6 protein-coding genes and 1 pseudogene are annotated in these 9,753 nt (G+C 61.8%); 2 read left to right on the top strand and 5 right to left on the bottom strand.

The annotated features are described in order from the left end of the window. A pseudogene (locus tag CHB99_RS29675) lies at positions 1–99 on the top strand (IS5/IS1182 family transposase); the annotation flags it as partial. Between the two features lie 163 nt (positions 100–262). After that, positions 263–388 (top strand): hypothetical protein, encoded by a 126-nt coding sequence (locus tag CHB99_RS30395; protein WP_281177160.1) that lies wholly within the window; start codon positions 263–265, stop codon positions 386–388. On the opposite strand, the gene CHB99_RS26245 is transcribed toward CHB99_RS30395, so the two are convergent. The 5 genes from CHB99_RS26245 to CHB99_RS26225 all read right to left on the bottom strand — a co-directional run bounded on the left by CHB99_RS26245 (position 357) and on the right by CHB99_RS26225 (position 9,751). After that, positions 357–1,718 carry an MATE family efflux transporter gene (locus CHB99_RS26245; protein WP_042126496.1) on the bottom strand — a complete coding sequence of 454 codons (1,362 nt, stop codon included), beginning with the start codon at positions 1,716–1,718 and terminating at the stop codon, positions 357–359. The two genes, CHB99_RS30395 and CHB99_RS26245, sit on opposite strands and share 32 nt — an antisense overlap. A gap of 82 nt (positions 1,719–1,800) precedes the next feature. Then, on the bottom strand, positions 1,801–2,910 hold the full coding sequence (locus tag CHB99_RS26240; RefSeq protein ID WP_042126494.1) for a siderophore-interacting protein: 1,110 nt from the start codon (positions 2,908–2,910) through the stop codon (positions 1,801–1,803). A 136-nt stretch (positions 2,911–3,046) separates the two neighbouring features. Then, complete coding sequence (locus tag CHB99_RS26235; RefSeq protein WP_042126492.1) at positions 3,047–3,649, bottom strand: GNAT family N-acetyltransferase; 603 nt, start codon at positions 3,647–3,649, stop codon at positions 3,047–3,049. A gap of 49 nt (positions 3,650–3,698) precedes the next feature. Further along, positions 3,699–4,994, bottom strand: coding sequence for a lysine N(6)-hydroxylase/L-ornithine N(5)-oxygenase family protein (locus CHB99_RS26230; protein ID WP_042126490.1), 1,296 nt, complete (start codon positions 4,992–4,994; stop codon positions 3,699–3,701). Further along, positions 4,991–9,751, bottom strand: coding sequence for a condensation domain-containing protein (locus tag CHB99_RS26225; protein WP_084702808.1), 4,761 nt, complete (start codon positions 9,749–9,751; stop codon positions 4,991–4,993). The genes CHB99_RS26230 and CHB99_RS26225 overlap by 4 nt, the downstream gene beginning before the upstream one ends. Positions 9,752–9,753 lie beyond the last annotated feature (2 nt).

Genomic DNA, 9,753 nt, shown 5'->3' with positions numbered 1-9,753 from the left:
CTCGCGACCCGCTACTGCAAGCTCGCAACAAGTTATGCGGCCATGGTCACATTGGCCTGCTGGCGGCGGTGTTTACGACACCTCATTTCGTACAGTGCCGTATGGTGCTTCGCAAGTAACACTCATATTTTTCGGCCTAGCGCCTCGGCTGCACGGCCGACACTCGCCAAGTTCTCATATCATTGCTCCAAGGCCCGGTTCCGCCAGGAACCTGGCATTAAGAACCGCTACCTGGCTCTGAGCGCCTGAAGGGAGATTGCGCATGAACACCCTCATCGCACCCACGCAGCACTCGCCTGGCGAGGGCTTGCTGATCAGCCACAACGAAATCGAAAATGCAGCACCACAGGACTTGGTCAACGGCTCACCGCACTCGGCACAAGCTTGACCGTTTCGCCAGGCCCTGACAGCGCCTTGTACACATAACGGCAAAGTACCCCGGCCGCGACAAAGATCGCGAGCGCCAGCACTGTCCAGACCATGCCGATATCCTGAGCGTAGCGAACGCCTATCACGTAACCCGCTGGAATGACGATGATCCAGTAGGCGAACACAACCACCGCAAACGGCTTCATGAAGTCGCCCAGCCCGCGCAGTACGCCTGACGCGACCATCTGCACGGCATCGAAGAACTGGAACACCGCCAGGCAGGCGATCAGCCCGCTGGCCACCCGGATGACCTGGCTGTCATTGCTGAAGTAGCCGGTCAGCGTCGGGCCGGACCACAGCAGCGCCACGCCGGCCAGGGCTGCATAGATGACTGCCATGGCAAAGGCCCACAACGCCACGCTGCGTTTGTTCTGCTGGTCACCCAGGGCGTGGAAGGCCGCGACACGGATTGTCGTTGCGCTGCCCAGCGCGAGCGGGATCATGACCACGACCATGGCGATGGTGATGACCACCTGGTGAGCCGAGACCACATCGGTGCCCAATGAAAAGGCAAAAAACGCCAGCACCGAGAGCGCGAGAATCTGCAGCACCAGGGCCAGGCCAATGGGCAGGCCCTGCTTGAGCAAGGCCATGCTGTCGCGCATGCCCGACCTGGGCGGTTCGGCTTGCTCGCTGCGCAACGCCACCAGCACCGGGCACGCCCGGCGCACCAGCGCACGCAGGAAAAACAGGGCCAGATAGGCACTGATGGCAGTGGCCAGGCCTGCGCCGGCACCGCCCATTGGCGAAACGAACAGCAGCCCGTTGACCAGCACCACAGCCAGCACCGCGTGGCAAATCAGCAGGAACAAGCCGGTCAGGATGATCGGCGTCAGCATGCTGTGGCCTTCGACGGTGAAGCGATACAACAGCATGTAGGCAAGGCCCGGTGTGGCGAAGGCCACGCAGTGCAGGTAGTGCTTGGCAATCTGCCCCACCGGACCTTGCTCGAGCAGCCAGGGGCTGGCAAAGGCCAGCGCCTGGATCAGCACGAAACTCACCACGCCCAGAATCAACGCCACATGGCGACCCTGCAGGAACAGCACAGCGGCCCCTTGCCGGTCGCCTGCGCTCACCGCCGCCGAAAAGCGCGGTACCAGCACATACATCACGCCGGTTGCGAAAATGAACACGGGCGTCCACAGGCTGCTGCCCAGACCGACCCCGGCCAGGTCTTGAGAGTGATACTGGCCGGCAACCAGCGTGTCGACCAGCCCCAGCGAGGCCTGGCACAGTTGGATGATCACCAGCGGAATCGCCAGTCTCAGGATTTCGGTAAGGTTCTTCATGACGCCTGTCTACCTTTGTATTGGCGGTTGACCCTGCTGCGTTCAGGTGGTGCAGATGACGCGGCCCAGGGCTTGCAGCCGCTCACTTGTGTTTCCAGTAGCCCTTCAGATGGCTGTACTTGCCCGCCAGTCCCCGCTGGTTGCGCAGGTAACGGCGCAGCGTCTTGGCTTCTTCGTTTTCCAGCGCGCCCCATACGGCGTCGATAGCGGCCAGGGTTTGCAGTACCTGTATGACCTGTTCGGCCTGTTCACTGGCCGCACAGACGATGCGGTGCACCACCGTGCCGGGCGCAAAACCCTGTTCGGGGAAGTAGTCCTGCTCTGGCGCTGCAGCGCTGAGCACGATGACGGTAGGCGGCTGCGGATTGGCCCAGTGCTCCAAAAGAGCGGCCACCGAGGGGTAGCCGGTCTCGTCGGCGATCAGCACCGCCTGGCCTTGCATCAGGTACTCATGTTTGTAGGCGATCTGCGTAGCGGCGGCGATGATGTCGCCTTTGCCCAGGCTCTGGACCCACTGGCTGCCCGGGCTGTCGTCATGGGTGAAGATGTCGACCAGCCCCTGGTCGAGGAACGTCGACGCCGGCGTGGCTCTGGACGACTGGCGCAGGGTATACAGGCGAATGTCCTTGTTGAGGGTCTCGATGATGCGCTGACGGCGCTGGCTGGAGACGCGCTTGATGATCCACAGCAAGCCCCGGTCCAGCAGGCTGCCCAGCACACCTTTTGGCGCCGGGCGCGATGCGGGCGCGGCGCCAGCCTTCTTCAGGAGCTTGAGCTGAAAACCGTAGGCGTACTCGGGATAGTACGCCGGAAGCGGCCCCTGGCCGCGCACCACCAGGCGGGTGAAGTTGGGCGTGAGCGGTTGCTTGTCGAGCACTTCGAAATAGCTTTTCTGATTGAGGCTCAAGCTCTTCTTTTGTTTGACCGCGGCCTGGTAGGACAGATAAAGCAGGTTCTCTTCCAGATCGCCTTCGAGTTCGAACTCGATGAAGAGCTCCTGACGGGTCTGTCCGGTCAATACCTCACACAACACGCCTTCGTTGTAAAAGTCGAGAATGCTGGCCGCATCGACTTTGCGATCCGGACTGTAGAACTGGGCCATGACCATCAGTTCATCAGTGTGGTCCTGATTGATGTGGTCGATGATATCCAGTTTCGTATCCTTGTCGGCGACAGCCGTTCGCGCTCCCATTGATCTCTCCGGACGGTCTTGAAGTGTATTCGGAATTTCTGCAGTCGATCGTGATGGAGCAGAACGGGCTGCACACAAGTACTGCGAGCCCGTTTCAAGTACCGCAATGAAAACCCTGCGAATGCCTGAAGTTGCCTCAGGCTGTTTCGGCAATATGTTCAAGGTAGTAGCGAGACTTCAAGAACGTCTCTTTGACGCAGTAGTACAACATGGCGGTCTTTTCCGGCATGGGCAGTTCGCGTTGCGGAACATAGGACAAAGCCTCGGCAGTGACGCTGTAGGCTTTGACCCGCACATCCGGCTCCCCGACTATCCTAGTGGCCGGGCTGTGCCCGAAGATGAAGGTGCTGAGCATCACCACGATCGGCTTGAGGTGGCCATGGCCGACGATATCCTCTTCGCCGATCAACAGGTGCCAGCCCAGATCATTGATATCGGCCTGGTAATAGCGGGCCAGCCGGTCGCGGTAACCTTCGTAGATTTCTACATAACCAACCGGCCGCTCATCGAGCATGACCAGGTAGAGCCGCTGGTGATCATCAGCAAGCATCACTTCGAAATGCGCGGCCAGTTTGGCAACCGGCACATCGAGTTGCCATTGCGGCACCACATGCGGGCGGTGCATCCAGCTGTGCAGCAGCGCCAGATCATCGGGATAGGCCACCGCTCGCAGGCCGTAGCTGACGCCCTTGATATCGAGTGCATAGTTGCCGGGTAATTGACGGGAAATACTGGGCATACGGATAAACTCCTGTTGACGCGGCGCACCGTAGCAGGTGCGTTTTTCCTCAGCTCGAAAATTCCGGAGAAAACTTCTGGAATGCGATATTTTTCTCGACCGCATAAACTTCGCGGCCGAGGATCCGATTGATGATGATCGAGTTCCTGTAACAGCCCATACCCAGGTCCGGCACCGAAATACCGTGGGCATAAAGCCCGACGTTCTGCACGAAGACGTCCTGCTCATCGCTGACGCTGTAATGGCGATCGGGCGACAGCCGATCATTGTCATCCCAGTTCAGGCGTTCACGAATGCCCTTGATGAACGCCGGCAGCCGATACTCATAGCCCAGCGCCAGAATCATCACGTCGGTCGTCAGGTTGAAAGGCTGCTCGGTGTCCAGGTGCATCACGCCCAGTTCGAGCCCCACATCGGACTTGCTCACCGAGTCGAGCCTGGAACCGGGCAGGATCTGCGTGGCGAACCCCGGGTTTCGCGACTTGATGTACAGCAGGTCATAGATGTTGTTCACCAACCCGCGCTCGATGCCCTTGTACATCACGTTCTGCACACTGATCAGTTGATCGCGTTTGTCTTGCGTCAGTGAATGGAAATGACTGGTGTAGTCGGGCGATGTGTATTCCAGCGTCAGCTTGCCCATGTCCATGGAGAAGAAATGCGGCGACTGGGTCAGCCAGTCCAGGCGGTACTGATGGCGGTCGATATCGTTGAGCAGGTCGTAGTAGATCTCCGCGCCACTCTGGCCCCCACCGATGATGGTGATGCTCTTCTTGTCCCGGTAGCTGTCCTTGTGCGTCAGGTACTCGGCGCTCAGGTGAACATCGTCACGGTAGTCCCTGCAGAAGTCGGGGATCACAGGCGTGGTGCCAGTGCCCAGAACGATGTGCCGCGCACAAACAGAAAACCGCTCACGCCCGCCCCGGGTACCGCCCACCACGTAGCAGCCGCGCACCTCGTCGTACTCCAGCGAGTCGACCTGGGTGGCAAAGTGCAGGTTGTCGAGCTGGCGTACCACCCACGAGCAGTAATCGTTGTATTCGGAGCGCAAGGTGTAATAGCTCTCGCGAATATAAAACTGATAGATCCTCTGCGTGTCCTTCAGGTAGCGCAAAAACGAGAAACGGCTGGAGGGGTCGGCGAAACTGACCAGATCTGCAATGAAGGGGATCTGCAGTGTGCTCCACTCCGGCATGATCCCCTGGTGCCAGTCGAAGTCGGGCTTCTTGTCCAGAAACAACGTCTTGAGTTCCTTGATCGGCTGGGCCAGGCAGGCCAGCCCGAGATTGAACGGCCCGACGCCGATGCCGACGATGTCGTAAAGGTCCTGATTGAAGTTCTTCATGGCTTGGCATCCTGTTTCAATTGCTGTTTGTGGATCTTGCCGACGTGGGTGTATTTGAAGTCGGTAACCAGCTCCAGCTCGTCGGGCATCTTGAACAGCGCAAGCTTTCTGCTCATCAAGAAAGCCCGGATATCCCTGAGCGACAAGGAGCGGTCGGGGTGCTGGAGAATGATCATCGCCTTGATGCGCTCACCCAGTGCAGGGTCTTCCACACCGATCACACACACGTCCCGGACATCGGGGTGCTCCAGCAGGAAGTTCTCGATCTCGCTGGGGGTGATCTTCTCTCCGGCCCGGTTGATCTGCTCCTTGATACGGCCGGTCACCACGATGTTGCCCTGGGCGTCCAGATAGCCGACATCGCCCGTCTTGTAGAAACCATCGGCAGTGAAGCTGTGCCGGTTCACCTCGGGCAGGTTGTAGTAGCCGTTGATGGTGTAGGGGCCGCGCGTGAGAATCTGCCCCGCCTCGCCTTGCGCCACGGGCTGGTCATGCCCATCCACGATCAGCACCTCGTCATGCGGCGACAGCGGGCGGCCCTGGGTGTGCAGCAGGGTCTGGCTGGGGTCGTCCAGGCGGGTGAAGTTCACCAGCCCTTCGGCCATGCCATAGACCTGCTGCAAGGTCGCGCCCAGACGCTGCATGATCTGTTCGGCCAGCACCGGCAACAGCTTGGCGCCGCCGATCTGGATGCTGCGCAGGCTGCCCAGGTCGTGCTGCCCGAGCAGCGGCGAATTGATCCAGGCCGAGGCGATTGCCGGCACCAGGGAGACGTCGGTGACGCGGTGCCGTTCGATCAGCCCCAGGCAGGTACGTGGGCTGGAATCTCTGGCCAGCACCACGCAGCCCCCGGCGTGGAAGATACCCAGAGAGCCCGGTGAGCTCATTGCGAAGTTGTGCGCTGCCGGCAGCACCAGCAATTGCCGCGAGTCGCCGCCCAGGTGCACGACCTCGGCGCTGAGCCTGACCGAGTACAGGTAGTCGGCGTGGGTTCTGGGGATCAGCTTGGGCAGCCCGGTGGTGCCCCCCGACAGTTGCAGGAAGGCGATGCTTTCGGCACTGGCCTGGCTGGGCGCGACCGTGTCTTCGCCAATGCCTGCCAGCATAGGCAGAGAGCGCTCCACATCGTCCAGGCTGACCAGGGTCTGGCGGAACCAGAGCGCGAGGTTGCCTTGCCCGAGCGCGTCGATGACGGCCTCGGCCTCCTTGATGCCAGGCCCTGGCTCGACGATGCGGATGTAGCCCGCCGCCCCGCTGGCTCTGGCGATGTTCTCGATTTCGTAGGCGCCGTGGCCGTTCAGGCAGAACACCGGCCGCGCACCGATGTGATAGAGCCCGAACAGCACGATGAAGTACTCGATGACATTGGGCGACTGCACCAGCACGAAATCGCCTTCCTGGATCCCCTGCCCTGCCAGATACCCCCCGAAGCGCTGGGCAAAGCCATGCAGTTGAGCATAGGTCAGCTGCTTGTCGTCCTGGATCAGCGCCAGGTTCTGCCCGTGCCGGGCGCGGCAGTTGGCGAGGAAACGGCCATGGTTTTCTGGCTGCCAGTAACCCAGCTCGCGATACAGGCTGGCGCGTTGTGCCGGGTACGGCACAAACCCTGGATCGATGTCACCCAGGGCATGGCGCCGTACTGCGCCCGGATGCTCCACCCGGCGTGAGAGCTGGCGACGCACATCTCGCACAGCACTGCCCTGCTGCCCGTCAAGACCGGCCAGCACCCGCAAGGTGTGCTCGGTGGTCTCGCGGATCAGGGCGATCTGCCGCTCGTTGTAATGACTGACCCGGTAGCCGAGCACCACGCGAATGGCATCGCTGACCGACAACGGCTCTTCGTAGACTTCAAAGTGCAGGCCGAACTTTGCGATGGAGCGGTCCGGGTCCAGCAACTGGAAGCCGACCTGCTGCCCGTCGCCCTGGCTGAACGAGCCGGTCAGTGGGTTTTTGGCATGGAATTGCAGGTACACCTCGAACAGCGTGTCACGGGACGCTTCGTTCGGCGCGCGCACGGCCTCCTCGACGAGGGCGAACGGCACGTCCGAGTAGGGCAGCCCGGCGATGACGTTGTCCCTGACCTGGCGCACCAACGCTTGAACGGACTGCTCCTCGGCGAGCGTGGTGTGATGCATCACGACGTTGGTGAAATAGCCGACGGTGTCCTGGTAGGTCGGGTCTTCACGGCCCGAAACCGAGGTGCCGACAAGAATCTTCCTGCCGGCGCCCAGTGCATACAGCGACAGGGTGATCGCTGCATAGATCACATGGAACAGCGAGGCGTTGCAGGCCTTGGCCAGGCCATTGAGCGCCGATGCCGTTGACGCGTCCAGCGAGAAATCAGTAAAGGCCCCGGTGTAATCCACCTCCTGGATATCAGCGCGCTCATGGGCAGGCTGGAACAGCGGCGGGCTTTTTCCGAGCGTGCCCAGCGTGCCGGTCCAGTGCGCCAGGTGTTCACCGAGAATCTGCGCGTGGTCCTGCTGCGCGGCGTACTGGTGGAACTGCGCGGGCAGTGTGTGCCACTGGGGAGCGCGCCCCTGGCTGCGCTGGACGTAGGCCTGGATCAGCTCGTGCATGAAGATTGCCGTCGACCACTCGTCCATGGCGCTGTGGTAGATCAGCAACGACATCACCTGCTTGCCCTGCTCATCTCGCAGCAACCTCACCCGTAGCGGCAAGCGCTCGGTCAGGTCGAAGCTGTGCACGCTCTCGTCACCGAGCACCTGCCTGAAGTGCGCGCTGCCCTGCTCTGTCGACGGCCAGAACCACTGCATCGCCAGCACCTGCTCCATCGGCAGCACATGCTGCAGGGCCCCCTGCTCGCGGTCTGGCACGAACAGCGTGCGCAACGCCTGATGCCGCTCGAGCAGGTCGACGAAGGCCAGGTGCAACGCCTGCTCATCGACCGCTGCATCGAAGCGCAGGGCATAGGGAATGTTGAAAACCGGGTTGCGCCCGAAGTCGGAGAACTCAAGGTAGGTCTGCTGCAGCAGCGACAGCGGTGGCATGCCTCGGCTGTTGTCGCTGGTCATGACACGCACCTCGCGGGGCGACTGTGCCAGCTTGACGTGGACCGCAAGATCGCGGGCTGTGGGTGATTCGAAGAACTCGGCAAAACCGAGCGACAGACCGTGCTGGGTCTGCAGCTTGCCGATCACCCGGGTGGCCAGCAGCGAGTGTCCGCCCACGTCGAAGAAGTGATCAGCGAGGGTCAGATCAGGCAGGTTCAGCACAGTCCTGAACTCATCCAGGATGATCTGCGCAATGCGCTGCTGCTCTTGTGAAAGAGTCGCACCGTCAGCCACGGCGGCGGGCTCATCGGCGCCGGCCACCACGCCCCGAGCTCGCGCCAGCAGCCGGGGCAGTTCCACGGCCGCGCCAGCATCGATGCCTGCGAGCAACAGCGCGAACCGCTCCAGCAAAAAAGCGCCCAGGGTTCTGGACAACCGCGGGCCGGTGGTCAGTTCGATCACAAGCTCCTCGCGGCCAACCACTTTGAAGGCCAGCGAGATGTCGTAGTCCGAACGCAACGGCGGTACGGCCAGGGTCTGGATCTGGACATCGGTAAGGTGCAGGTGCTGGGCAAGGTCGGTGAACTGGGTGAAGACGATATTGGGCACATTCGAACGGCGGGTGCCGGTGATCGCCAGCACTTGCTCGATGGGCAGGTTGTTGTGCATGCCGGTCAGGATGGCATCGCGAGCCTGGGTGATACCCGCTGCGAGATCGTGAGGCGACGGCGTCACCCTCAGGGCAATCACGTTGGAGCTGGAAGCGATATCGGCAAGCCCGTTGACTTCACGCTGGCTCACCAGCGGGATCAGCAGATCGACGTGGGGCAAGTCCAGCAACACCGCCAGGTAGGCGCCGAACAGATGGGCCAGGGTCTGGAACTGCGAAGCACGGGCCTGCTCGCTGACCCGGCGCAGGTTGGCGCAACCGACCTGGGTACTGACCCGGACCACGCCATCAGGCTGGCCGGGCGCTGCGCTCTTGCCCTGTTCGACGATATCCACCCGCCGGCCTGCCGGCAGCATGAACGACGCTGGCAGCGCGGTTCTGTCCAACCCCGACGCAAACGTTTCACGCCAGTAGCGGGCGGCCTGCTGTTCATCCACGGCCACAGTCGACCAGGCCGCCGCGGCGGCACCGGTTGCCGGTACAGGTTGCCCGTCATAGAACTCGCCCAAGGCGGTGAGCAGCGGTTTCCAGGCGCTGTCATCGAGCAGGATGTGATGCCCATGCAGGCCCAGCAGCAGTTCGTCAGCCTGACGATGCATCAGGGTGAACCGAATGATGGGGCCGTTGGCCAGATCGATGGGTTGCCGCAGTTGCCCGAGCAAGTGATCGATCGCCTGCTGGTCGCTGGCCACGCTGATCTGCTCGACGGTCAGGTGCTCCATGGGCTGGCGAACCTTTTCCAGTTCCCCTTCGCTACCCAGCCGGTAGACGAAATTGAGCGCCGAGTCGCCTTGATACAGTTGCCTGATGGCGGCAACCAGGCGCGGCACATCGAACGTGCCACGCAGACGCAGACACACCACGAAGGGGCCGGCAGCAGCCAGCGGATCTTGCTGATGCAGCATCCAGGCCCGCTCTTCCGAGACAGTTGGGCGGGACAGGTCGTGAGCCTGTACCTGGGCACTGTCATCGTGTGCCGGCGCGGCACTGGCCAGGCCAAGCTCGGCGAGTTCGCGCTCGAAGGCATCGAGCGCATCGGCGCCCATGATCAAGCTGTCGTTAACGTTGCTCATCG

This window comes from Pseudomonas japonica (genome assembly GCF_900188455.1).
Classification (GTDB): domain Bacteria; phylum Pseudomonadota; class Gammaproteobacteria; order Pseudomonadales; family Pseudomonadaceae; genus Aquipseudomonas; species Aquipseudomonas japonica.
This window is presented reverse-complemented; position numbering and strand designations above follow the sequence as displayed.